Below are 24,604 nucleotides of genomic sequence, written 5' to 3'. Positions count from 1 at the left end.
ATGAACAGCATGAAAAAGATAAATGCATACATGCAGCTACTGCTGCTTTCGGTAGTGCTGCTCAGCATTTCGTGTACGGGCGATTTCGAGAACATGAATCGCAATCCGAACGAGGTGACCGACGGGCAGATGGATGCCCTGAACTACAAGATCGGCACGAAATTCCAGTCGCTGCAGGGACTCGTGGTTCCCGTGCAGGAGCATATGTACCAGTTCAACGAAAGCCTGTCGGGCGGTCCGTTCGGCGGCTATATCGGAGCGACGGTAGACAGCTGGCTCACGAAGTTCGAGACCTTCAATCCTTCGGCCGACTGGCGCAAATGGCCGTTCGCCAACGTGATTACCGAGACTTACACGCCGTGGCGCGGCATCGTCACCGGTACGGACGATGAGGTGGCCGTCGCTTTCGCCAAACTGTTGCGCGTGGCGATCATGCACCGCGTCACCGACTCCTACGGGCCTATTCCCTATTCGAACCTCGAAACCAACGAGTCGATTACGGTGAAGTACGACAAGCAGGAGGAGGTCTATATGAAGATGTTCGGGGAGCTGGACGAGGCGATCGCCGCCTTCGCCGCCAATACGACGCTTCCGGCCGAGGCTTTCAGCCGCTACGACCGGGTCTACGGCGGCAATATCGCCCAGTGGCTCAAATATGCCAATTCGCTCAAGCTGCGCATGGCGATGCGCCTTAGCGAAGTGAAGCCCGACGTCGCCCGGACGAAGGCTGCCGAAGCCATCGCCGCAGGCGTCATCACGGCCAATGCCGACAACGCGGCCATGCACGCCGCCGAGAACCGCACGACGCTGATCTACAACGACTGGGGCGACCACCGCGTCGGCGCCGACATTCTCTGCTACATGACCGGCTACGAAGACCCGCGTCTCGAAAAGATGTTCCTGCCCAACGACAAGGGCGATTACGTGGGCATCCGTATCGGCATCGACGTCACGAGCAAATCGCAGGCGCAGGCCAAGTATTCGAACATGATCGTTACCAGTTCGACGCCTTACCTGTGGATCAACGCGGCGGAGGTGGCTTTCCTCAAGGCCGAATACGAGCTGCGCTGGGGAACGAAGGATGCCGCCAAGGCGCTCTACGAGCAGGCGATCCGCCTCTCGTTCGAGGACAAGGGCGCCAAGGACGCCGACGCCTATATCGCCGACAAGACCAGAAAACCTGCGGCCTATAACGATCCGCTGGGCAATTACAGCGCGACCGCCCTGAGTTCGATCACCATCGCATGGGAGGACGATTCCGCCGAAGGCGCCGACAAGGCGGCCATCAAAGAGCGCAATTTGGAGCGTATCATCACCCAGAAATGGATCGCCATCTTCCCGCTGGGTGTCGAGGCGTGGTCCGAGCACCGCCGCACGGGGTATCCGCGCCTGCTGCCCGCCGTCGAGGACAAGTCGGGCGGTACGGTGGATCTGGCTCAGGGCGCCCGCCGTCTGCCTTATCCCGTCGAGGAATACGACAAGAACAACGCCAATCTTCAGGAAGCCGTACAGATGCTTAACAGCGAGTCGCAGGGCAGCCGCAAGGGCGACGGTATGGGCACCCGCGTATGGTGGGACGTGAAACCTTATAACAACTAAACGCTATGAAACAGCACAGAATAATACGTTTCTCCGGTTTGTTCCTGCTCCTCGGCGTACTCTTCGGCCTTGCCGCCTGCAATGACTGGACCGAAATGGAGGCCGTGGACAACAACGTGAAGAAACCGTGGGAGCAGGACCCGGCATTGTGGGCGGAATATACGGCCGCTCTGCGGGACTATAAAAAGAGCGAGCATTTCATCGTCTACGCCCGCCTGCACAACTCGCCCGAACCGGCGGCCAGCGAGAAGGACTTCATGCGCTGCCTGCCCGATTCGCTCGATATCGTGGCGCTGACCAATGCCGACAATTTCTCGCGTTACGATGCCGAGGATATGGCCGTCATGCGCGAGAAAGGCACGAAAGTGCTCTGGCAGGTGGACTATGCCGGACGTGCCGCCGAATTCGCCGACGCCGCGAAACTGGGCGCATGGCTCGACCGGGTCGTGTCGTCCGTCGCCGCCAACGGCATGGACGGCTATTCGTTCACCGGGATTCCCAACGCCGGCGATCCGGCAGCGGTGCAGGCCGCAGCGCTGATCGTCTCGAAACTCTCGGCCGACGAGAGCAAGCTGCTCGTCTTCGAGGGCAATCCGCTCTTCGTCGCCGAAGCGGACCGTGCGAAGGTGGATTATTTCATCCTCGACACCGAGAAAACCGAAGATGTCGGCGACGTGAAGCTGCAGATACTCAACGCCACGGGTTACGCGGCCGTTCCGGCTTCGAAACTCCTGCTGGCGGCCGAGGCCGGAGCGCCCCTCAAGGACGAAGACCGCGTGGAGTATGCCGCCGTCGAGGAGATGTCGCGCCGCGTGATAGCCTACGGTCCGTTGTGCGGATTGGGGGCCTACAACATCGGCAACGACTACTACAATGCGGACATGAACTACAAAATGATCCGTCAGGCCATCCAGACGCTTAATCCTTCTAAATAACCGACGCTATGAAATTAATACATAAATATCTCATACTGGGCGTTGCGGCAGCGGGGGCCTTTACGGCCTGCGATAACTATGATGCCGATGACCACAAGTTCGACAATGTCGTGTACCTCGACGTGTCGAAGACCGGCGAGGTGCAGCCGGCCACCTTCAGCAACAATACGCCCACGGTCGAAAAGCCGATTCAGGCGACGCTGGCCTATCCCGAAGGGCAGGATGTCGCGGTTTCGCTCACGGTGGATCCGTCGCTCGTGGCGACCTACAACGCCCGCTACGGTTCGGACTGGAAAATGCTCGACGCGAAGTATTACGAGCTGTCGTCCGACAACGTGACCATCCATGCCGGCAAGACCGCGTCAGAGGTGGTGACGCTCCGCCTGAAAGGGCTGATGGGCGAAGGCGAACAGCAGACCGGCGCGCTGCCCATCGACGAGACCTACCTGCTGCCGGTGCGCATCTCCCATTCGTCGATGTCGGTGCTGAAAGGCTCCGAGGCCGCCTATTATGTCGTCAAACGCTCTTCGGCCATCACCGTCGCGGCGCAGCTTACGGACAACTGGATCGAATTCCCGTCGCTCGACAAGTACGGCGACAACAGCATGCCGTGGAATAAACTCCGGGCCATGACCTACGAGGCGCTGATCTACATCGACGATTTCGCGCTGACCGACATTCAGGGCAATCCGGTGAGCATTTCGACCGTGATGGGCGAGGAGGACTATGCGCTGCTGCGTATCGGCGACACGAATTTCGAGCGCGAACAGCTGCAGTTCGACGGTTCGGGCGTCGGATTCGGCAAATTCCCCGGACGCGACAACACGAAGGTCCTCCAGAAGGGTTACTGGTATCACGTCGCCTGCACTTACGACCAAAACACCCGCGTCGTACGTGTCTATGTCAACGGCAGGATACAGAGCGAGGGGACCGAGATGGGGCCGGCCGCACTGGACGACAAGAACTTCATCCATCTGGCCCGCCGTGCGCTGTACGACCTGTGGGACAACGAGACCGATCCGGGCAAGAAGGATCAGTACAAGACGCTCGGCTACGATACGTATAGCGAAGCCCGCCAGTTCTTTATCAGTTATTCGTACAACGACTACCGTCCGCTGAACGGCAAGATCGCCGAGGCGCGCGTCTGGTCCGTCGCCCGCACTCCCGAACAGATCTGGGAGAACATGTACAACGTCGAGAACCCGAAGGACGACCCGACGCTGCTCGGTTACTGGAAATTCAACGACGGCAAGGGCAATACGGTGAAGGATTACTCGCGCTACGGCAACGACGGTCAGGCGAAATACGACCTGAAGTGGCCCGACGGCATCGAGATTCCGAAAATTAATGAAGTGGAGGAGTAAATTATGAAGACGCAAAAGATACAGAATTTATTAGTAGTGACGCTGCTCTGCGCGGCGGTGCTCGCGGGCCTTACGGCCTGCGACGCCGACCCCGTGGAACGCGAAGGAGGCAAACTGCCCGACAAGGACGGGCTTGAGAATACCTACGGCATGCTGCGCAGTAACAGGGCGAGCGAGAATGAAGCGTATCTGTTACTAACGCAGGGGGCCGGTTTTGTGACGGATAATATCTATTATCAGATCACCAAACCCGCTGCCGAGGGCCTTGCGCTGGAAATTTGGGTCGATAATTCGCTTTTGGAGGGTTTCAATCAGGCGAATGAAACGGAGTATGAACTGCTGCCTGAAGCGAATTGTGAATTTCCGGACGGTAAAACCCTGACCGTAGCCAAGGAGGGTTTGCGAACCGACCCGAAACGAATCAAGGTGTCGGCCGAGGGTTTGGAGCCGGGAGAATACCTGCTGCCGGTATCCGTCGCCGATAAAAATGCTGCCGATGTCGATGAGAGGCAGGTGCTTTATTATACGATTACGATTCGTCAGCCCCAGCTGGGAGACTATGAACTTCACGACGGCTCGGACCTGTTCTTTGTTTTCTACATCAACACATCGCAGTACCAGCCTCTTCTGGTGGATGATTATTTCATGCAGAAAAAGCTGGCCCGCGGATCGACCGTCAAATGGTATAGCACCGTCGGCAATATCATCAACCTGCGTACCGTCAGGCTCGATTACGAAGCGGAAACCGGACGCGCCAAACTCAGCCTCGGCTCGGATATGCGTTATGTTCTGGACCATTACGTGAAATATAATAGTCCGCTTCAGGACAAAGGCCGTAAGTTGTGCATGAGTATCGAAGGCGGCGGCAAGGGGTTGGGATTCTGCAATCTTTCCGATATGCAGATCGCGGATTTCGCATCCCAGATCAAAGCCGTGGTCTATGAGTATGGATTGGACGGCGTCAACCTTTGGGACCGCAACTCCAGTTACGGCAAGGAGGGCATGCCAGCCATGAATACGACCTCCTATCCCAAGCTGATCAAAGCTCTGCGCGAAGCATTGGGTTCCGAAAAGATGATTACCGTCACCGTCTACGACAAACCGACGGAGTCTTTCTGGGACACCGAGGCGTCGGGCGGAATCGCCGTCGGGGACTACATCGACTACGCATGGTCGGGCTACAATAACAACAACGAGGCTGTGCAGCTGCTCGACCCGTGGCATACCGAGCTGGAGTATGTATCGGCCTATACGCAGAAGCCGATTGCGAATCTTCCTAAAGAACGTTACGGCTGTGTCAATTTCCCGATTTATCCCGGCACGACAGATCCGGTGGAAATAGCTTACAGGGAGCCGGATTTTCTTGTCGATTGGGTGCAGAATAAATACAAACCGAATCAGATTGTCGTATTCGACGACATCCGAACCATTTTACAGGACAAATACGAAACCGCTTGGGATCCGACATTTGCAGCATGTTGTACATATATGGACGATGAAAGCCGCTGGATTCTCGGTACTCGCAACGGTTACAGCTACACTTTGGATACAAACAATCTTGGCACATTACCGAACGGAACCGGAGGTTACGGCAAATGGCTGAAAGATTGGTAAATTGAATATGAAACTAAAATCGGTCGACAGGTTTCATCCAACTCTCTCACATTTTTCTGAAAAGAAAAAACTGCTAAATCCAAAAAAAACTTGAATTCTAACCACTTGAATTTTAAACTTTAATTACTTTAAGCTATGAAAACTTATATTAAGATTTTCAGCACGCTCTTTATCGGAGCAACTGTATTATTTTCCTGCCAACAGGCAGAGGAACCTCAGCTGGATGCTGTTCAGCCGGAGGCGAAAATGACCCGTGCATTCGGAGACAAAACTCCGATTGTCAACATTTATGTCGAGACCAACGACGTGAATCCGCTCAATGCCGGCGATTACAAACTTCCCAACGGCAAGCCCTATGCCGATATCGTGGAATTCTTCGCTTCCAATATTCACAAGGAGACGGTGAACGGTGTCGTGCGTCCGACGCTCTACCTGAACGACAAGATGACCAACCTGCTGGAGAACGGCGGTTACCTGACCTATGTGAAACCCTTGCAAGATATGGGCATCAAGGTGCTGCTTACCGTGCTGGGCGACTGGCAGAATATCGGAGTCACCAGCATGAACGACACGCAGGCCGATCAGTTCGCCACGATCCTTGCCTATGCCGTGCAGAAGTACGGTCTCGACGGTATCGGATTCGATAACGAATATGACGGATCGCCGACTACCGTCAGCGGTTCTTGGGGCAACATCATTACCAAACTGCGCGCTAAGATGCCGGCCGACAAGCTCATCACTGTATTCCAGTGGGGCAACTATGGCTCTTCGCAGATCAACGCCACGGCCGGCGCCAAGATCGATTACGTTTATGCTAACTTCGGGTATAGCACTTACATCGGTGTAGCGGGTGTTACCAAAGACCGTTTTGCTCCGCTGTCGCTCAATCTTGGTGTGTACAATAGTCCTTCTACGGCTGGCGACCGTGCTTATGACTTGGCTGAAGCTGGTTACGGTGCGATCATGCACTTCAACCTGCGCACACGGTCGCAGAACGATCCTACGGCTCTGTTCAAGGCGATTGCCGACGGCGCTTGGGGCGAGACCAACGTGACCTGCACGAACGGCAACCGCCCGCAGGACTGGACGTTCGTTCCCAGCGGTTACACGATTACCTACGCTGAAGCTACTGCCCAATAAATTTCTGAGAGATGAGACTCTGTCGACCGATTTGAGTTGATTATATAGCTTGATCTATGGTCCGTGTATCGTCTTTTGGAGATACACGGGCCTTTTTGCCGTCCGGGAATACGTCGGTTAAGTCACGGCTTCGAATGTGTTGAATGGCCTGATTTTTTATATCTTTGCCCCAGACTGCAAACTGTATTCCTTATGAAATCCCCTTTCCTGCAAAATCTCAATGAACTGCCGGGGCCGGTGTGGCTGTTCGGCGCTTACGGCATGACCCGGCTGGGCGAATGGTCTTTCGCGCTGCTGATGCAGTGCGTGAACGGGAACCTGCGGCTCGACGGCTTGACCGCCGGAATGCAGCTGCTGGGACTTGCCGGGGCATTGCTGCCGGTTGCGCTCCTCTGCTCGCTGGCGCTGCGCAAATCCTATGGGCTGCCTCTGGTCCGCTGGTATGCCGGTTTGCGGGTGCTGGTGCACGGTGTGGCCGTGATTGCCCCGTTGGTTGCAGGTTATGATCCGGAGGTGTCGGGCGGTTATGCCGGGCTGGTGCGTACCGAGGTGCTGAATCTGGTCCGGGGCGGCCTGTGGTTCGGATTTCTTTGCTGGCTGGAACGCTCGCAGACCCTTGCACGGCTGATGCCTGCGGCAAAACGGCGCGCGCTTTGGTGGGCCGTCGTGCCGATGGCCGCACTGGCGCTCTTCGGAATGTAAAAACCGTTGTCGGATATGCGTGCCGGGCCGGATTTGCGGTCCGGTTTTTTGCGTCCCGCGCCGGCGGTTCCGGCGGCTGTGAAGTTCGGCCGTGAAGTCCGGGGGCGTATGCCGCCGTCTGCGTGCCGTTGCAAATCGGACGGCTGTGCGCACCCTTTCCCGGAAGACGCTGTTCCCGCAATATGAAATAAGATATTTTAGAATCAATATTGCCGTTTTGAATGTTTTGTCGTAAATTGTACTCACAACAGTCCCAAAAAAGAAGTGTCGGTGTTGTATTTTCCGAATATGTTTCCTCCATTTGTAGTAACATATTGACTAACACGGAAAGTGTAAGTTTATTCTCGAGTGGTAAATCTTGCAAATTATTACGAAGGAGAGAATAGGCCGGCATTTCTTCACGTTCTGTCCGTTTTCGGATATAGAGCGTGGGACTGTTGCTTATTTTATTCCGTTCCGGACCGGCCGGAAGGACCGACCGCCGGAACGGAATCTGCCAGAGAGCCGTGCGTGTTGATTGTCAGCTTTGTATGCGGGCTACTTTTTGAAACCGATCGCCCGGAGTTCTTCGTCCAGCCGGGCTATTTCGGCCTCGGTGTAGGGGGCGAGGGGCAGACGGCAGTCGCCGCAGTCGATGCCGACGAGTTTCATGATGGCTTTGCCGCCGCGGATGCCGCCGCCGTGGTTGATGATCACGTGCACGATGTCCACCGACTCCTGCTGCGCCGCGCGGGCCTGTTCGAGGTCGCCGGCCATGAAGGCGTCGTAGATGTTTTGGTAGGTGCGGAGCGAGTAGTTGTAGGTGCTGCCCACGCCGCCGCGCGCGCCGACGGCCATGCCGCAGAGCAGCATTTCGTCGAACCCGTTGAGGATGTCGAAGCGGCCGCCGTCGAAACGGATGCATTCGATCATCTCCATGAAGTTGTTCGACGTGAACTTGATGCCGTTCAGGTTGGGAATCTCTTTCGAGCCATTCTTCAGGAAGTCGATCATCGGCAGGTTGATGCCCGTCATCGAGGGAATGTGGTAGGCGTAGAAGGGCAGCGGTGCGCATGCAGCGGCGATGGGTTTGTAGAAGGCCACCAGTTCTTCGACCGAGCCGGGTTTGAGGTAGAACGGGGCGACGGTGCCTACGGCATCTACCCCCCCCCAGTCCGGCGGCATGGCGGGCCAGTTCGATGCAGTCGGCCTGACAGGTGCCGCCCACGTGGGCGATGATGAGGATGCGGCCTGCTACGGCTTTGGTCCACGCTTCGAGCACGCTCTTGCGCTCGGCGACGGTCATCGAGGTGCATTCGCCCGTCGAGCCGCAGACGAAGACGCCGTAGGCCCCTTCGGCGATGAGTTTGTCGGCGTAGGGCTGGATTTGCGAAAAATTGATTGCGCCCGTTTTGTCGAACGGCGTGAAGACGGCGGGAATGAGTCCGGATAGTTTGAACATAATTATTGGGTATTAGTTAGTCCTGTCGGTAATGAATGGGTAGGTATTGAATGGAACAATCTTATTTGTAGGACAAATACGGGGCGAGGAAATGAAAAAACAAAAAAAACGGCGCATTTTTCTGCTTTTTCGATGAATAATTTCGGTGGGCGGAGCCGGGTGAATGACGGAACGGGAGTGAACGGGGAGGAGCGGGTTGAGCCGCGCGCTGCGGGAAGGAACAGAGAGAGGGGGCGGAAAGGTGCGCAGGAGGGAATGGACCGGAGGTGCAGGATGAGGCGGGAAGGGATAGGGTGGAGCGGAATGGAATGCAGAGTGGCATGGAGCGAGGACGAGTGAGACGGAGCCGGACAGCCGGAACGGAGACGGTGCGGGGCTTGGCTGGCGGAAGCCTGCTCGGAGGTGGAAGCCATATGGTTTTTACGGCAGAAACGACGCTGCAACCGGAGTGTTGCAGCGTCGTTTGCGGTGTAAGGCGTGTTTTGCGCCGGGGCTTCTTTACGGAAGAGCCGGCGATTCGGCGGCCGTCTGACCGCCGGATTCCGGGCGTCAGATTTTGTCCAGCTCCACGGTGAAGTGCCGCAGGATCGGCGCCTCGAACGTGATGCGGTAGCCGGTGGTGATTTCGGCGCGGCGTTCGTAGATGTTGCGGCAGGCGGCGGCGATCACGCGGATGTGGTTGTCCGAATAGACCCGGCGCGGGATGGCCAGACGCAGCAGTTCGAGCCGCGGATAGCGGTTCTCGTGCGTGTCGGGGTCGCGGTCGGCGAGGATCGAGCCGATCTCCACGCCGCGGATGCCCGCTTCGAGGTAGAGCTCCACGGCGAGCGTCTGGGCGATAAACTGCTCCTTCGGGAGGTTGGGCAGCACCTTTTTCGCATCGACGAAGATGGCGTGTCCGCCTGCCGGACGCTGGTAGGGGACGCCGTATTCGTCGAGCAGGTCGCCCAGCAGCTTCACCTGACGGATGCGGGCGTCGAGCTGCTCGAATTCGGTGTTCTCGTCCAATCCCACGGCCAGCGCGTCCATGTCGCGGCCCGACATGCCGCCGTAAGTCACGTAGCCCTCGAACATGATGCTGAAGGTCATGGCCCGTTTGTAAAGCTCCTCGGAGCGCATGGCCACGAAGCCGCCCATGTTCACCACGCCGTCCTTCTTGGCCGAGATGGTCATGATGTCGGCATAGGTGTAGATTTCTCGGACGATCTCCTTGATCGTCTTGTCGGCGTAACCGGCTTCGCGGGTCTTGATGAAGTAGGCGTTTTCGGCGAAACGGGCCGAGTCGAGCAGCAGGGGCACTCCGTAACGGCGGCATACTTCGGCCGTCTCGCGGATGTTGCGCATCGACACGGGCTGTCCGCCCGCCGTGTTGTTGGTGATGGTCAGCACCACGCACGGAACTTTCTCGCGCGGGTTCTCGCGCAGGAGCTTTTCGAGCTTGGCGATGTCCATTTCGCCTTTGAACGGCAGCTCCTTCTGGGTGTCGGCCGCGTCGTCGATGGTGCAGTCCACGGCGTGGCAGCGGCGGAACTCGATGTGTCCCTTCGTGGTGTCGAAATGGGAGTTGCCCGGCACGATGTCGCCCTCTTTGAGCAGAGCCGAAAAGATGACGTTCTCAGCGGCGCGCCCCTGATGCGTGGGCAGGAAGAAAGGCATGCCGAAGAGCCGGGAAATGGTCTCCCTGAGCCGGAAATAGGACGATGCGCCGGCGTAGCTTTCGTCGCCGGTCATCATGGCCGCCCACTGGCGGTCGCTCATCGAACCCGTTCCCGAATCGGTCAGCAGGTCGATCGTGACCTGATCGCTGCGCAGTTTGAAGAGGTTGTAGCTGGCTTCGCGGATCCATGTCTCGCGTTCGGCGCGCGTGGAGGTGCGGATGGCCTCGGTCATTTTGATCTTGTAGGGTTCTGCATACGGAAGTGTCATACAAAAGAGCGTTTTAGGTTGTAATTTGTTGTTCGTATACTCAAAATTACGAAAATATTTTGAGATCTTTGGTATCGGTATTATATTTGTGAAAGCCGGTGTGTATTTTTTAATTCTTTCGCGCTATGAAAAAGTATCGTTGCACCGTCTGCGAGTATATTTACGACCCGGCGCTGGGTGATCCCGAAAACGGCATCGCTCCCGGCACGGCATTCGAAGATCTGCCCGACGGTTGGATATGCCCGGTCTGCGGCGAAGGCAAATGGGCCTTCGAACCTCTCGAAGAACAATAAAAAACGACGAAGACTATGTTAAACCTCATTGTTTCACTATTAATTTTACCGCTTATGGCAACAGACACTGCAAAACAGGTGCGCTTCACTCCGAAGGACCTGCCTTACGCTTATGACGCGCTCGCACCGCAGGTCTCCGAAGAGACGCTGCGCTTTCACCACGACAAGCATTACGTGGGATACGTGAATAAACTCAACGAACTGATTGTCGATACCCCCTATGCCGAGCAGCCGCTGGAGGATATCGTCGTTTCGGCCGACGGCGCGATCTTCAACAACGCCGCGCAGATGTGGAACCACGAATTCTTCTTCGACGAACTCTCGCCCAAGGCGCAGACCCGTCCCACGGGCGCGCTGCTGAAGGCCATCGACGAAAATTTCGGATCGTTCGATCAGCTGAAGGCCCAGATGGAGAAGGCCGCCGCAGGGTTGTTCGGTTCGGGCTGGGTATGGCTCGCGGAGGACAAGTCGGGCAAGCTGGCGATCGTCAGCGAGCAGAACGCCGGCAATCCCTTGCGCTACGGCATGAAGCCCCTGATGTGCTTCGACGTTTGGGAGCATGCTTACTATATCGACTACCGCAACCGCCGCGCCGATGCCGTCGCAGCCCTCTGGGACCGCATCGACTGGAAGGTCGTCGAAGAGCGCTACGCCAAGGAATAGTGGGTTCCGCTTAGGAAAGGACGCCGTTTCCCGGTTTGGGGGACGGCGTTTTTTCGTCTCCGGATTTCATGCGGCGGAGGGTTTCCGGGGGCGGCGGATTTGTTCCGCCGGATATACAGGATCGGAAATATTATATATTTCCGTCATTCGCCGCAGAAAATTCTGGCGGGAAAAAATTGGTGGAAATGGCAAAAAGTATTACCTTTATTTTTTTGACCGGACGTTTATTCTGCCATGAATCGCTCTATCGAAAATTCCCCCCCCCATGGTTTGGAGGAGGTCTATGCGGAGTACAGGACGTATTTCGTCCGGATCGCCGTGTCGTATGTCCGTGACAGGATGGTGGCCGAGGATTTGGTGTCCGATACCTTTCTGAAAATCTGGGAGAGCCGCACGGAGACGACGCCCCGGAATCTGCCCGCCTATCTGCTTACCGCGCTCAAGCGCAAGTGTCTGGACTATCTGCGCGACCAAGCCATTCATCTCAGAATTCAACAGAACATGCACCAGACCAGTGCGCGCGTGGTCGGAGAGCGTATCGCGCGGCTCGAAGCCAACGACCCCCAGAACCTGATGATGTCCGAGGCGCTCGCCATCATCGAGCGCGAACTGCGGCGGATGCCTGAACAGCGGCGGCGGATTTTCATCGCCCACCGTTACGAAGAGATGTCCTACCGGGAAATAGCCGCCGTTTACGAATTGTCCGAAGGACAGGTGACCTACGAACTGCGTGCGGCGAAGGAGGCGCTCAAGGCTGCGCTCAAGGATTATCTTCCGCTGATAGGACTCTTGCTGAACGGCTTCTGACGACCGCCCCCCCCCGGAATTATTAAAAATATTTATTTGCGGGATTTTGCGATTTTTTTCGCAAATCCTGCACTGTCGTGCGTCAATATAGCAACTTATGGAAAAGGAAACATTATATCGCTACGTGGCGTGCCAAGCATCGCCTGAGGAGGAGACGGCAGTGCTGACGTGGCTGGAAGCCGATCCTGCACACGAATCGGAACTCGCAAAGGTGCAGCGGCAGCACGATCTGGTGGCTCTGAGCGCTCCGGTCATCAACGAACTTTACGCCAAGGACCGCAGGCGCCGTTTCGGCTCCGTCCTGCGCCGGTGGAGCGCGGCGGCAGCGGCCGTCGTACTGCTCGCCTTCGGCGGTTATTATTTTCACGCCGCACGCGATTTCTCGCGGCAGGGCGAACGGCTACTGTCGGTATCCGTACCCTACGGACAGCGCGTCAGCCTGACGTTGCAGGACGGCACTTCGGTATGGCTCAACGCCGGAACGACGCTGCGCTATCCGGCGCTCTTTACGGGGCGCGAGCGCCGTGTGGAGATCGAAGGCGAAGCCCGGTTCGAAGTGGTGCACGATGCGAAACATCCCTTCATCGTCCGGACATACGCCTGCGACGTCGAGGTGCTGGGCACGAAATTCAATGTCGTGGCCGAGGAGGAGAACGGGCTCTTCTCGACGGCTCTGTTCGAAGGCCGCGTCGCCGTTTCCAGCCGGCTCGTCCCCGGCGAACGACTGGTGCTGGAACCCGACGAGATGGTGACGCTCGAAGGGAAGCATCTCTGTCTCGCGCAGATCGACAACGATGAGGAATATTTGTGGACGAACGGAATCATCAGCCTGACCGATCAGTCGTTCTCCGAGCTGATGCACCGCTTCGAAAAGACCTTCGGCGTCACAATCCGTATCGAGCGCGAACCGTCGATCCGTATCGGACAGGGTAAGATACGGCAGTCGGTAGGTATCGACAATGCGCTTCAGGTGCTGCAGCGGTTTGCCGATTTCGAGTACGAGAAAGACGAACAGAACAATACGATAACCATTCGATAAACTCAGTCCAACCTTAAAACGACCGGCCTATGAAGTAACCCAAGTTTATGAGAAATCAGATATTATGATTGTCGGACCCTCAAAAAATGGCCCGTGCGGATGGTAGCACATCGCACAGGCCGGAGGTCAAGCAAACTTCCTACTCAAACCTAAAGTACAAATTTATGAATAAAACATTTATCAGACAAGCGAAAAGGTCATTTACTTTTTTATTCATGCTTGGTCTTTGCGCTATCTGGTCTCCGCGGGCGGCGGCCCAGAACCGCAGCCTGCCCCAAGTTACGATCCGGATGGACCGTGTCCCGATGTCACAGATCATGTCCGAGATCGAACGGCAGACCAAATATCTGTTCGTTACGGGTTCGGATGTCAAGACCGACCGTATCACAAGCCTCGATGTTACGGCGGTGCCGCTTACGGAAGCCCTGAACCGGATGGTGGCGGGTGCGGACCTGACCTACGACATCCGTTCGCTGAGCATCATCCTCTCCGTAAAGAAAGCCGAGCAGCCTGCGGCCGTCGCAGGTTATGTCCGCGACGGGAGCGGCCAGCCGGTCATCGGCGCCACGATCATCGTCCGCGACACCTCGACCGGTACGACGACCGACGCCGACGGCCGTTTCACCCTTTCGGTGCCCGCACCTTCGACGGCATGGCTCGAAGTGAGCTATCTGGGCTATGAGCCGCAGGCGGTTGCCGTCGGCAACCGCACTTCGTTCGACATTACGCTGCGCGAGGCCGCATCGGAGATCGAATCGGTCGTCGTGACGGCCCTCGGCATCAAGCGCTCGGAGAAGGCGCTCTCGTATAATGCCCAGCAGATCAACGCCGAGGACATCGTGGCCGTGAAAGACGTCAATTTCGTCAATTCGCTCAACGGCAAGGTGGCCGGTCTGAATATCAACGCCTCGTCGTCGGGTGTCGGCGGTTCGTCGAAGGTCGTGATGCGCGGTTCGAAATCCATCGAGCAGTCGTCGAACGCCCTCTATGTGATCGACGGCATTCCGATGTGCAACTTCCGCAGCGACGGCAGCGAGGAGTTCGATTCGCAGGGCTCTTCGGAGGCCATCGCCGACCTCAACCCTGAGGATATCGAGTCGATGACCGTCCTGTCGGGCGCAGCCGCCGCGGCACTCTATGGTTCGGATGCCGCCAACGGCGCCATTCTGATCACGACCAAGCGCGGCAAGGCCGGTCAGACGACCGTGACGGTGACGAGCAACACCGAAGTGCTCGCGCCTTTCGTGATGCCGATGTTCCAGACCCGTTACGGCACGGGCGACAAGCTGGCGGGAGCCGCCAACGGCATCTACTCGTGGGGCGAACGTCTGAATGCGTTCAATTACAGGGGCTACGACCCTGCCGACGACTATTTCCAGACGGGCGTCGTGGGCACCGAGACGGTTTCGTTCTCGACGGGCAACGAGCGCAGCCAGACCTATGCTTCGGCCGGCGCCGTCAATTCGCGCGGTATTATTCCCAACAACGGTTACGACCGTTACAACTTCACTTTCCGCAATACCTCGTCGTTCCTCAAGGACAAGATGCACCTCGATCTGGGTGCCAGCTACATTATCCAGAAAGACCGCAACATGGTCAATCAGGGCGTCTACTCCAACCCGCTGGTGTCGGCTTACCTCTTCCCGCGCGGCGACGACTGGGCGGATGTGGAGATGTACGAACGCTACAACCCCTCGCGCGGCATCTACGAGCAGTACTGGCCGACGATGGGAGCCGATACCTATCAGATGCAGAACCCCTACTGGATCAGCTACCGCAACCTGCGCGAGAACCGCAAGGACCGCTACATGATCAACGCCTCGCTGACCTACGACATCCTCGACTGGCTCTCGGTTTCGGGCCGCATCCGGGTGGACAACTCGAACAGCGACTATACCGAGAAGCTCTACGCATCGACCAACAACCTGCGCACCGAGGGATCGCCCAACGGTCTCTACGGCATCACCAAGACCAACGACCGTCAGACCTACGGCGACGTGATGGTCAATATCAACAAGACCTTCGGCGAGAACTGGAGTCTGCAGGCCAACGTCGGCGCTTCGATCTCGGACATGCGTTCCGACGCCTCGAAAGTCCGCGGCCCGATCGCCTACGGAGAGCAGACCGGTTACGACAAGGACGGCAACGCCATCTACGAGCCGAATAACATCCCCAACGTGTTCAACGTCTACAACCTCTCCAATTCGAAGACCGTCCGCGAGCAGATCGGCTGGCGCGAGCAGTCGCAGTCGGTCTTCTTCTCGGCCGAGGTGGGCTTCAAGGGGGCGTATTACCTGACCGTGACGGGCCGCAACGACTGGCCTTCGCAGCTGGCGGGTCCCAACTCGGTGAACTCCTCGTTCTTCTATCCGTCGGTCGGCGCTTCGGTCGTGCTCTCGGAGATCATCCCGAACATGCCCAAGAACCTCTCCTACGTCAAGCTGCGTGCGTCGTACGCATCGGTGGGTCTGGCTTTCTCGCGTTTCTACGCCAATCCGACCCGCTCGTGGAACTCTTCGACCAACAGCTGGAACCTCTCGTCCCAAAGTCCGCTCTACGACCTGAAGCCCGAACGCACCAAATCGTTCGAAGTCGGTCTTACGATGCGCTTCCTCAGACATTTCAATTTCGACATTTCGTACTATAACACCCGTACGATCAACCAGACGTTCAACACGGGCATCCCCGCAAGTTCGATGTACAGCAAGGTCTACAAGCAGGACGGCGACGTGCGCAACCGCGGTTTCGAAATGTCGCTGGGCTACAAGAATACGTGGAACCGCTTCTCATGGGACAGCAACTTCACGGCCAGCGTCAACCGCAACAAGATCATGAAGCTGGGCAAAGAGGTGATCGACCCCAACACGGGCAAGGTCACTCCGATCGGCGACCTGAACGTGGGAGGCATGGGTAACGTCCGCTTCATTCTGCGCGAGGGCGGCTCGCTGGGCGACATCTATTCGCGCGCCGACCTGCGCCGCGACTCGAACGGCGATATCTATCAGGATATGGACGGCAACATCTTCGTGGACAACAAGACGCAGACCAAGGATTTCATCAAGCTGGGTTCCGTATTCCCCGACGCCAATCTGGCATGGCGCAACGACTTCCGCTGGCGCAACTTCAATTTCGGGTTCCTGCTCACGGCCCGTCTGGGCGGCGTAGTCTACTCGCGCACGCAGGCCGTAATGGATTACTACGGCGTATCGGCCTCGTCGGCCGATGCGCGCGATGCGGGCGGCATTGTCATCAACGGCAACGACCTGATCGATGCGCAGAAATGGTACCAGACCGTCGCCAACGGCGATACGACTCCGCAGTACTACACCTATTCGGCTACGAATGTGCGGTTGCAGGAGGCTTCGATCGGCTACACGATTCCGCGCAAGAAGCTGGGAGACGTTTGCGACATCACCCTCTCGATCGTAGGCCGCAACTTGTGGATGCTCTACAACAAGGCGCCCTTTGATCCTGAGGCGGTCGCTACCACCAGCAACTACTATCAGGGCATCGACTATTTCATGATGCCTTCGTTGCGCAGCATCGGCTTCAACGTGCGTGTCAAATTCTAATCAAGCTAAAACGCCATGAAATTCAATATATCGAATATGACGGTGGCCCTTGCGGCGGCAGCGCTCGGCGCGGCATCCTGCACGGCCAACTACGAAGATATCAACCGGAATCCCTATGAGGTTACCGCAGAGGATATGGAGCGGGACGGTTACGCCATGCGGTCGTTCATGACCACCATGCAGAGCTGGGTCATTCCGGCCGACGTCAATCAGTGCCAGTTCACCGATCTGCTGCTGGGCGGGCCTTACGGCGGTTATATCGCCGATGCGAACAGCGGATTCAACACCGGAAAATTCTCGACCTACGACCCGCAGTCGAACTGGTCGCCGGTATTTTACCGGGTTATCTACACCAATGAAATGTCGAACTTCACGGAGTTGTGCAAGGTGACCGAAGACGAGAATGCCATCGCCGTGGCGAAGGTGGTGAAGGTCGCCGGCGTACACCGCGTCGCCGACACCTACGGACCGATTCCCTATACGCAGGTGGGTACGGGCGCCGATCCGGTGCCGCTGGACTCGGAGAAAGAGGTCTTCAAGGCCATGTTCGCTGATCTGGATGCTGCCGTCGAGGTGCTTACGCGCAACCGTGCAGGCATGATCACCACCGATGCCGACCGGCTTTACGGCGGCAGTCTGGAGCGCTGGGGCCGTCTGGCCAACTCGCTCAAGTTGCGTCTTGCGATGCGTATCGTCTATACGGATTTCACCACCGATGACGGTCGTACTCCGCAGCAGCTGGCCGAGGAGGCCGTCAGCTCGGAGCTGGGCGTGATCGAGGACAACTCCGGCAATGCCATGTATACGGGCTTCGGCAAGGACGGCAATCCTTTCTACGTCTGCTTCTTCAGCTATAAGTCCGGTGCGGGCGACCACCGCATCGCCGCCGATATCGCGTCGTTCATGAACGGTTACGACGATCCCCGTCGTGCGAGCTATTTCAACGAGTCGGCTTTCAGCGGAGGCGGCTATGACGGTCTTCGCAACGGCATCCAGATTCCCGACGATGATCGTATCAACAACTTCTCGCGGTATAACGTGACGGCATCGACGTCGCTGATGTGGATGAACGCTTCGGAGGTGGCCTTCCTCCGCGCCGAGGGCGCTTTGCGCGGCTGGGCGATGGGCGGCAACGCCCGGACCTTCTACGAGGAGGGTATCCGGCTCTCGTTCGAGCGTTGCGGCGTCGCGGATCAGCTGACGGCCTATATGGCTTCGACGGCGCTTCCCGGCGGCTATGACGACCCGGCATTCGGTTACAGCTGTTCGAACCAGTCGACGGTCACGATCCCTTGGAACGACGGGGCGGCTTTCGAAGAGAACCTCGAACGCATCATCACCCAGAAGTGGATCGCCAATTTCCCGCTGGGTACCGAAGCGTGGGCCGATTACCGCCGTACGGGCTATCCGCGTCTGTTCCCGGTGGTGGTCAATAACAATCCCGACATCACGAATCTGCAGCTGGGCGCCCGCCGTATGACCTATCCGCTGGAGGAGTACGAGGCGAACGGCGAAACGATCCGGGCCGCCGTGGATCAGTGGCTGGGCGGTCAGGACAAAATGTCCACCCGTCTGTGGTGGGATTGCAATCCCCGGATTCGCTAACCTATAAAACCGTCAAACTATGAAAATCAACATCAAAAGATATTTTCTGCCCCTTGCAGCCGTGCTTTTCATGGTCGGCTGCCACGAGGCCGTCGAGCCTGAGGCGATCGACGTGAACTATTCGTCATTCGAGGAGACGAATCCCGAATTGTATGCCCGGTACATGCAGGCGCTCCGGGAGTACAAGGCCGGTTCGCACAAGGCGGTGTTCGTTACGATGACCGTTCCCGAAAACGGCGCCGCGACGACCCATCGTACGCAGCATTTTACGGCGATACCCGACAGCGTCGACTTCATCGTGGTGAACCCGGTTCCGGCCGTGCTCTGCCAGACGCTTGTCGATGAAATCCGGAAAGTGCATGAGAAGGGAACCCGCATCCTCTTCAATATCGACCTGCAGACATTCGAAAACGACTGGACGCAGGTGCTGAAGGAGGACCCCACGCTCAGCGAGGAAGATGCGCTGGCTTATCTCGGCGGCCGTGTCGGCGAGCAGATCGCGCTGGTAGACCGCTGGGGCTATGACGGCTTCATCTTCACCTACACGGGCAAGGCCGTAGGCAGCATGCAGGACGAGGCGCTGGCCGTCTATACGGCCCGTCAGGAAGCGCTCTTCGCTCCGATCCGCGCTTGGCATGAGGCCCACCCGTCGCATGCGCTCGTCTTCCGCGGCTTCACCGGAGCCGTTACGGAGGCGAATATGCCGCTGCTGGACGAGTGCGCCTACATCATCCTGCCGACCAATGACGTGAAGACGCTCGACGAAATGTCGTTCTCGGCTCTTACCGCAGTCAGCGTTGCCGGCGTGCCGGCCGACCGTCTGATCGTGACGGCCCAGACCACCCGTCCCGGCGACGACAAGAAGGAGTTCGGTTATACCGGCATGGTCGATGCCTTCGGCGATACGGTCGAGGCGATCGAGGCTTGGGCCGGATGGGTGACGCTCCCTTCGCCGGGCTATACCCGTGCAGGGCTGCTGATCGAGGATGTCCAGTACGACTATTACAACCCCGCCAAGGTGTGGGCCAAGACCCGCGAGGCGATCGGCATTATGAACCCCTCCATCTAAAAACTGACAGCCATGAAATACAACAAATGCTTATTGGTTCTCTCGGCGCTCGCCGCAGTCGCTTTCACCGGCTGCAAGAACGAGGATGTCGAGAAGCATCGTTTCGATAACAAGTTCTATATCACCTCGACCATTCTGTCCGACGACCTGCTGATCAAGAGCGACACGCCGGGATATACCAAGACGATCGAGTCGCGTCTGGCCAAGCCTGCCGCGCAGCAGGTCGCCGTGACGATCGGGGCCGATCCGTCGCAGGTAGCCGCCTACAACATGATCTATGGCGACAACGCCGTGGCGCTTCCCGCCGAATGCTACGAACTCTCTTCCAACCGGATCGACATTGCGGCCGGTCAGGTGAGCGGCGACGCGATAGAGATCGTGTTCAAGGACATCAATACGCTCGACGGCAGCCTGCGTTACGTGCTGCCCGTGACGGTCACTTCGTGCAATGGCGTGGATCTGCTCGACAGCCGCAGTACGGTCTACTTCGTGGCCCGTCAGGGTGCGATGATCAACGTGGTGGCCAATATCGCGTGGATGAACTTCCCGGTCAGCTGGTCGGCCGACGCCAAACCGCTCGTCAGCGGCATGAAGCAGGTCACCATCGAGGCCCTGCTGCGCAGCGCCGACTGGACCGACGGCCGCGGCGACGCCCTCAGCTCGGTATTCGGTATCGAAGGCAACTTCCTCGTGCGCATCGGCGACGCCGACCGTCCGCGCGACCAGCTCCAGCTGGCGACGGGATCGGCCAACGGCGGCAACTGGCCCGCAGCCAATGCCGCTCCGGGGCTTCCGGTCAATGAGTGGGTGCATATCGCCGTGGTTTGGGACGCCGTAAACGGCGAGCGTATCTATTACCAGAACGGCAAGCAGGTGGCCTACTCCAATCAGAAGATGAGCGGATCGGTTACGCTGACCAGCAACTGTTACGTCGGCAAGTCGTACAACGAGGAGCGTTACATCCCCGGAGAGATTTCCGAGCTGCGCGTTTGGAGCGTGGCCCGTACGCCGGAGCAGATCGCCGGCAACATGTACGGTGTCAGCCCCGAAAGCGAGGGGCTGGTGGCCTACTGGAAATTCAACGAGGGTTCCGGTTCGACGATCATCGACCATGCGAACGGCACGAATCTCTCTGCCGTGGGCGGCACGCCGACTTGGATTCCCGTAACTCTTCCTGAAGTAAAATAACCAATAACAGCTATTACGCATGAAAACGAGATATTTCAAATCCGGTATTCTCGCCGCAGCCGCAGCCTTGCTCTACTCCGCTGCGTTCGTCTCCTGCACGGACGATGTCACGGTCGGCGAGTGGGACGGCGCAGGCTCGATCGAAACGGGCCTCAATGAAACGGGCGCCGTGCTGCAGGACCTCAACTCCGGGAAGTCGAACACCACCGTCGAATTGTGGAAGGAGACCTACACCGCCGAGCTGCGTCTGGTGTTGACCAAAGCCCCCGCCGAGGGGTTCACGGCTAGGGCCAAGTTCGATACCTCCTATGACGCGGGGCAGTACAACAAGGCCAACGGTACGGATTATACGCTTTATCCGGCCGACAAGGTGACTTTTGCCAACGACGGCCTCTTTGCCGCCGCAGGCCGCAATGTCGAACTTACGGTCGAGATGACTGTCCATGCTGCCGAAGGACTCGTAGCAGGCCGGGGATATCTGATCCCCGTAGCCCTCGAAGCCGATGGCGTGATCCTCAAGGAGAGCCATTGTTTCTACGTGGTGAAGGATATGACCTCGATGCCTACCTGCTATAAGGGCGACGACCTGCCGAAGGGCTTCCTGTTCTTCGAGGTCAACGACGTCAATCCGCTCAACGCCCTGACGTTCGAGCTCGAAGACGGACGCCTGCTGTGGGATGTGGTCTGCCTCTTTTCGGGCAACATCAACCACCATGCGGACCGCAACGCTCCGTTCCTGAGCCTCAATCCGCAGACCCAGTACTGGATGGATAACAACGAGGTCTTCATTCAGCCGCTGCGCAAACGCGGCATCAAGGTCATCATGTGCGTACTGGGCAACCACGACCAGTCGGGTGTAGCCCAGCTTTCCGACTACGGATGCCAGATGTTCGCCAAGGAACTCGCCACGTTCTGCGAAGCATACAATATCGACGGCGTGTGCTTCGACGACGAGTATTCGAACAGTCCCGATCTTTCGAATCCCTACTATGCTTCGCGCAGTTCGGCGCGTGCGGCCCGTCTTGCCTACGAATCGAAGAAGGCGATGCCCGACAAGCTGGTCGTAGCCTACTGCTACTCTTCGTTCCATATCAGCAGTTGGCCGACCGAGATCGAAGGGCAGGACATTGCGGAGTGGGTCGACATCGCCGTGGGCGATTACGGTCAGTCCACCTCGCCCAAGGGCAACATGACCCAGAAGCAGTGCTCGGCCATCTCGATGGAGTTCAACCGCGGTACGGGCGGCAACTTCACCAGCGGCGTTGCCGAGGGTATGCTCAACCCGACCACCGGCAAGGGCTGGTTCATGGGCTTCGCACCCGATCCGCTGAAGAATACCAACGGCAGGGTGGACAAGAATGCTTGGCGCAATATTTTCGTCAACCGGCTGAACAAGGGTCCCGAAACTCTCTACGGTTCGCCGCTCAAGGAGCCGGAGCACTTCTACAAGTTCGCCGACACCACGCGCTATAATTATCCTGAGGACCTGCCGGATACCTATTCGCGTCCGGCACAGCCTGAGTGGCCAAACTATTGATTCGATTCCGCCTTGCAGGCGGGGCGACCCCGCCTGCAAGGCGGAATTAACCGAAAAACAGTAAACGATGAAAAACATGTTTAAATATGCGCTGGTTTTCGCCTTCGCGGGCGGCGCAGCGCTCTTCACCGGCTGCCGCGCCGACGAGGAGGTCGATCTGGCGGGTTACCCCGAAACGCCGGTCGGCGCAACGATCTCCGGTACTACGGACCGGGTGGCGACTTTCGCGGGAACTTACGATAATGAAGGCGTGCTGAATCTCGCCGGTTCGCTTTCGGGCGAGTATACCATTGCCCTTGCGCAGGCCAGCCCCGAAGAGACGGTCGTTCGCGTAGAACCTATTATCACCAACGTACCGGCCGAGCTGGTCGAGATCAGCGCGCGCGAGCTGGTGATTCCCGCCGGCAGCACTACGGCGGCAGTCTCGGTAAGGATGATCGAGGAGAACTACGACTTCATGGAGAATGTGTTCGGGCCTGTGACCTACGAGCTGGGCGTGCGTGTGGTCGAAGCGCGCGGTTCGCAGGTTCCCGTGGTGGACGGCGAGGCGAAGATGGTGATCGAAAAGGCTGCCTATGTCGCTGTCGCGTCGCTCGTGGGCGTCGAGGGCAATGCCGTGACTTTCAAGCGCAACTTCATCGACGGTGCGATCGTCAACGAAGATCCGATAACATATGACGTGAAGGTCGTGGTGGACCGTCCCGTACTGGAGGATACGAAGTTCGTCGTGAAATCGGCGGGCATTCCCGAAGGATTTGTCGACGACGAGCGCTTTACGCCCGCTGCCGAGGTGACGATTCCGGCCGGGGCGAAAGAGTCGGACGCAACGACGTGGTCGGTGACGGACGACTTCCTCGAAGCGGACGAAGAACTCGGCACTTTCCCGGTGCAGCTCACGGCCGAGCTGGTCGGCGATACCGCCGGGGCCGCCGTCGATCCGGAGGATGCCGGCGTTGCGATTTCGATCGTGAAGAAGTCCGATCTCCTGACTTTCCTGTCCGCGGCCGATCCGTCGTGGAAGAAGTATCCGACGAGCGGATGGACCGTGCAAACCAACGGCAGCTCAAGTTCGAATGCTAATACCGCTCTTTGGGACGGAGATTCGTATTCCGATATTTATCTTTGGAGAGATTCCTCGCTCGAACTTACGATCGACATGAAGACCTTGCAGTGGGTCGCCGGTTTTGATATTCAGGCTTTTAGTATCGACTATTTGGGCGAGTACTTCGAGCTTTCTACGTCGGAAGACGGGGAGAACTGGACGCCGCACGGAGAGCTCCGGCAGGCCGAGGCTCCCAACAGAGGCTATGGCGCAACCAACTACGTTCAGTTGCTCAAACCCTGCAACGCCCGCTATGTCAAGTGGGTCGGCATGAAGGGCAGCACTGCGCTTAGCATCAATGAGTTGTATATCTATGGTCGGAACGAATAACCGCTATCCGGTCCGAATGTTAACGGAGGCTCCCCGCAGAAATGCGGGGAGCTTTTTTTCGGTCTTGACTTTTGTCGGCGGAGGTCCGTCGTCCGGCAATCAGGTCGGTTTGACACTTTTGTAGCCAAAATTCATCATTTTGTGCATTTTTTCGTCCGAAAGGTAGCTTTTCAGCGGGAAAGAGCGTATATTCGCTGCGCTGAAATTGTTTTGTCGATAATGCTGGAGAGAATTCAATATGCGCTGTTCGTGCTGCTCTTCGTGCTGGCGGGAAGTCTCGACGGTGCGACGCCGCAGGGAGGCGCATGCCGGGTACAGCCCGGAATGAGTCCGCAGGCCGCACTCCATGCACCCGTTACGGCGCAGAATTATTTCACGGCCGCCGTAATGCTTTCGGGCGACGCTTCGATCGAGATTCCGGCCCACTCTTCGGAGCATAAGGCCATCGTGCGGCATCGTTTCTATGCCCGTTCGGCTGCGGCGGAAGCCGTGGCGCAGCAAAACTCGGCGCTCTCGGACCGCGGCGCGCTCTATTCCAAGCCGGTCGATTACTACATCTTTTCTCTGGGGCGGATTCTGATTTAGCCCCGGCTGTCCCTTTTTGCCAGCCGCATGGTTTCCGGCCGCGACGTCCCGTCCGCCGGGGGCATGCCCGTTTTTCGTGTTCCGGAATATAAA

Annotated in this window: 18 protein-coding genes and 1 pseudogene; 17 read left to right on the top strand and 2 right to left on the bottom strand. The window is 57.8% G+C overall.

Annotation, left to right across the window (positions count from 1 at the left end; genetic code table 11):
- The first annotated feature begins 9 nt into the window (after positions 1-9).
- From ACESTR_RS11885 to ACESTR_RS11860, 6 genes are all read left to right on the top strand, one after another.
- The gene (locus tag ACESTR_RS11885) at positions 10-1,599 is read left to right on the top strand and encodes a SusD/RagB family nutrient-binding outer membrane lipoprotein (RefSeq protein ID WP_014774931.1); all 1,590 of its coding nucleotides are present in this window, start codon (positions 10-12) and stop codon (positions 1,597-1,599) included.
- Between the two features lie 5 nt (positions 1,600-1,604).
- Positions 1,605-2,534 carry a glycoside hydrolase family 18 gene (locus ACESTR_RS11880; RefSeq protein ID WP_130063044.1) on the top strand — a complete coding sequence of 310 codons (930 nt, stop codon included), beginning with the start codon at positions 1,605-1,607 and terminating at the stop codon, positions 2,532-2,534.
- A gap of 8 nt (positions 2,535-2,542) precedes the next feature.
- The gene (locus tag ACESTR_RS11875) at positions 2,543-3,898 is read left to right on the top strand and encodes a BT_3987 domain-containing protein (RefSeq protein WP_279183183.1); all 1,356 of its coding nucleotides are present in this window, start codon (positions 2,543-2,545) and stop codon (positions 3,896-3,898) included.
- A gap of 3 nt (positions 3,899-3,901) precedes the next feature.
- The gene (locus ACESTR_RS11870; protein ID WP_278507435.1) at positions 3,902-5,512 is read left to right on the top strand and encodes a BT_3987 domain-containing protein; all 1,611 of its coding nucleotides are present in this window, start codon (positions 3,902-3,904) and stop codon (positions 5,510-5,512) included.
- A gap of 246 nt (positions 5,513-5,758) precedes the next feature.
- On the top strand, positions 5,759-6,652 hold the full coding sequence (locus tag ACESTR_RS11865; RefSeq protein ID WP_278507485.1) for a glycosyl hydrolase family 18 protein: 894 nt from the start codon (positions 5,759-5,761) through the stop codon (positions 6,650-6,652).
- A gap of 192 nt (positions 6,653-6,844) precedes the next feature.
- A complete protein-coding gene (locus ACESTR_RS11860) occupies positions 6,845-7,354 on the top strand; it encodes a hypothetical protein (RefSeq protein WP_227042787.1) in 510 nt (169 codons plus the stop codon).
- Positions 7,355-7,891: 537 nt separating this feature from the next.
- Here ACESTR_RS11860 and ACESTR_RS11855 read toward each other — a convergent pair.
- Both ACESTR_RS11855 and ACESTR_RS11850 read right to left on the bottom strand, forming a co-directional pair.
- Positions 7,892-8,795: pseudogene (locus ACESTR_RS11855) on the bottom strand (dihydrodipicolinate synthase family protein).
- A 549-nt stretch (positions 8,796-9,344) separates the two neighbouring features.
- On the bottom strand, positions 9,345-10,721 hold the full coding sequence (locus tag ACESTR_RS11850) for a tryptophanase (RefSeq protein WP_009598671.1): 1,377 nt from the start codon (positions 10,719-10,721) through the stop codon (positions 9,345-9,347).
- 125 nt (positions 10,722-10,846) lie between these two features.
- Here ACESTR_RS11850 and rd point away from each other — a divergent pair, with 125 nt between their 5' ends.
- From rd to ACESTR_RS11795, 11 genes are all read left to right on the top strand, one after another.
- Positions 10,847-11,014 carry a rubredoxin gene (gene rd / locus ACESTR_RS11845; RefSeq protein WP_130063049.1) on the top strand — a complete coding sequence of 56 codons (168 nt, stop codon included), beginning with the start codon at positions 10,847-10,849 and terminating at the stop codon, positions 11,012-11,014.
- Positions 11,015-11,029: 15 nt separating this feature from the next.
- Positions 11,030-11,677, top strand: coding sequence for a superoxide dismutase (locus tag ACESTR_RS11840; RefSeq protein ID WP_130063050.1), 648 nt, complete (start codon positions 11,030-11,032; stop codon positions 11,675-11,677).
- Positions 11,678-11,947: 270 nt separating this feature from the next.
- On the top strand, positions 11,948-12,484 hold the full coding sequence (locus ACESTR_RS11835; protein WP_009599050.1) for an RNA polymerase sigma-70 factor: 537 nt from the start codon (positions 11,948-11,950) through the stop codon (positions 12,482-12,484).
- 97 nt (positions 12,485-12,581) lie between these two features.
- A complete protein-coding gene (locus tag ACESTR_RS11830) occupies positions 12,582-13,523 on the top strand; it encodes a FecR family protein (RefSeq protein WP_009599049.1) in 942 nt (313 codons plus the stop codon).
- Between the two features lie 164 nt (positions 13,524-13,687).
- Positions 13,688-17,095: a SusC/RagA family TonB-linked outer membrane protein gene (locus ACESTR_RS11825; RefSeq protein ID WP_009599043.1), complete on the top strand. Its 3,408-nt coding sequence runs from the start codon at positions 13,688-13,690 to the stop codon at positions 17,093-17,095.
- 15 nt (positions 17,096-17,110) lie between these two features.
- Positions 17,111-18,700 carry a SusD/RagB family nutrient-binding outer membrane lipoprotein gene (locus tag ACESTR_RS11820; protein WP_373179315.1) on the top strand — a complete coding sequence of 530 codons (1,590 nt, stop codon included), beginning with the start codon at positions 17,111-17,113 and terminating at the stop codon, positions 18,698-18,700.
- Positions 18,701-18,719: 19 nt separating this feature from the next.
- Positions 18,720-19,769 (top strand): glycoside hydrolase family 18, encoded by a 1,050-nt coding sequence (locus ACESTR_RS11815; protein ID WP_302575927.1) that lies wholly within the window; start codon positions 18,720-18,722, stop codon positions 19,767-19,769.
- A 12-nt stretch (positions 19,770-19,781) separates the two neighbouring features.
- Entirely contained in the window at positions 19,782-20,957 is a 1,176-nt protein-coding gene (locus tag ACESTR_RS11810) for a DUF1735 and LamG domain-containing protein (RefSeq protein WP_195289800.1), read from the top strand.
- Positions 20,958-20,976: 19 nt separating this feature from the next.
- Positions 20,977-22,494 (top strand): BT_3987 domain-containing protein, encoded by a 1,518-nt coding sequence (locus ACESTR_RS11805; protein WP_373179314.1) that lies wholly within the window; start codon positions 20,977-20,979, stop codon positions 22,492-22,494.
- A gap of 67 nt (positions 22,495-22,561) precedes the next feature.
- A complete protein-coding gene (locus tag ACESTR_RS11800; protein ID WP_373179313.1) occupies positions 22,562-23,926 on the top strand; it encodes a DUF4989 domain-containing protein in 1,365 nt (454 codons plus the stop codon).
- Positions 23,927-24,145: 219 nt separating this feature from the next.
- Positions 24,146-24,511, top strand: a complete 366-nt coding sequence (locus ACESTR_RS11795; RefSeq protein WP_009599055.1) for a hypothetical protein — start codon at positions 24,146-24,148, stop codon at positions 24,509-24,511.
- Positions 24,512-24,604 lie beyond the last annotated feature (93 nt).

Source organism: Alistipes sp. DJF_B185, from assembly GCF_964250025.1.
GTDB classification, from domain to species: Bacteria; Bacteroidota; Bacteroidia; order Bacteroidales; family Rikenellaceae; genus Alistipes; species Alistipes finegoldii.
The sequence above is the reverse complement of the archived record's forward strand: the minus strand, read 5'-3'. Positions and strand labels throughout refer to the sequence as shown.

Bases quoted from the DNA above. Each gene is read 5' to 3' on its own strand.
- ACESTR_RS11885 (WP_014774931.1), top strand. From the start codon at position 10: ATGAAAAAGATAAATGCATACATGCAGCTACTGCTGCTTTCGGTAGTG.
- ACESTR_RS11880 (WP_130063044.1), top strand. From the start codon at position 1,605: ATGAAACAGCACAGAATAATACGTTTCTCCGGTTTGTTCCTGCTCCTC.
- ACESTR_RS11875 (WP_279183183.1), top strand. From the start codon at position 2,543: ATGAAATTAATACATAAATATCTCATACTGGGCGTTGCGGCAGCGGGG.
- ACESTR_RS11870 (WP_278507435.1), top strand. From the start codon at position 3,902: ATGAAGACGCAAAAGATACAGAATTTATTAGTAGTGACGCTGCTCTGC.
- ACESTR_RS11865 (WP_278507485.1), top strand. From the start codon at position 5,759: ATGACCCGTGCATTCGGAGACAAAACTCCGATTGTCAACATTTATGTC.
- ACESTR_RS11860 (WP_227042787.1), top strand. From the start codon at position 6,845: ATGAAATCCCCTTTCCTGCAAAATCTCAATGAACTGCCGGGGCCGGTG.
- ACESTR_RS11850 (WP_009598671.1), bottom strand. From the start codon at position 10,721: ATGACACTTCCGTATGCAGAACCCTACAAGATCAAAATGACCGAGGCC.
- rd (WP_130063049.1), top strand. From the start codon at position 10,847: ATGAAAAAGTATCGTTGCACCGTCTGCGAGTATATTTACGACCCGGCG.
- ACESTR_RS11840 (WP_130063050.1), top strand. From the start codon at position 11,030: ATGTTAAACCTCATTGTTTCACTATTAATTTTACCGCTTATGGCAACA.
- ACESTR_RS11830 (WP_009599049.1), top strand. From the start codon at position 12,582: ATGGAAAAGGAAACATTATATCGCTACGTGGCGTGCCAAGCATCGCCT.
- ACESTR_RS11825 (WP_009599043.1), top strand. From the start codon at position 13,688: ATGAATAAAACATTTATCAGACAAGCGAAAAGGTCATTTACTTTTTTA.
- ACESTR_RS11820 (WP_373179315.1), top strand. From the start codon at position 17,111: ATGAAATTCAATATATCGAATATGACGGTGGCCCTTGCGGCGGCAGCG.
- ACESTR_RS11815 (WP_302575927.1), top strand. From the start codon at position 18,720: ATGAAAATCAACATCAAAAGATATTTTCTGCCCCTTGCAGCCGTGCTT.
- ACESTR_RS11810 (WP_195289800.1), top strand. From the start codon at position 19,782: ATGAAATACAACAAATGCTTATTGGTTCTCTCGGCGCTCGCCGCAGTC.
- ACESTR_RS11805 (WP_373179314.1), top strand. From the start codon at position 20,977: ATGAAAACGAGATATTTCAAATCCGGTATTCTCGCCGCAGCCGCAGCC.
- ACESTR_RS11800 (WP_373179313.1), top strand. From the start codon at position 22,562: ATGAAAAACATGTTTAAATATGCGCTGGTTTTCGCCTTCGCGGGCGGC.
- ACESTR_RS11795 (WP_009599055.1), top strand. From the start codon at position 24,146: ATGCTGGAGAGAATTCAATATGCGCTGTTCGTGCTGCTCTTCGTGCTG.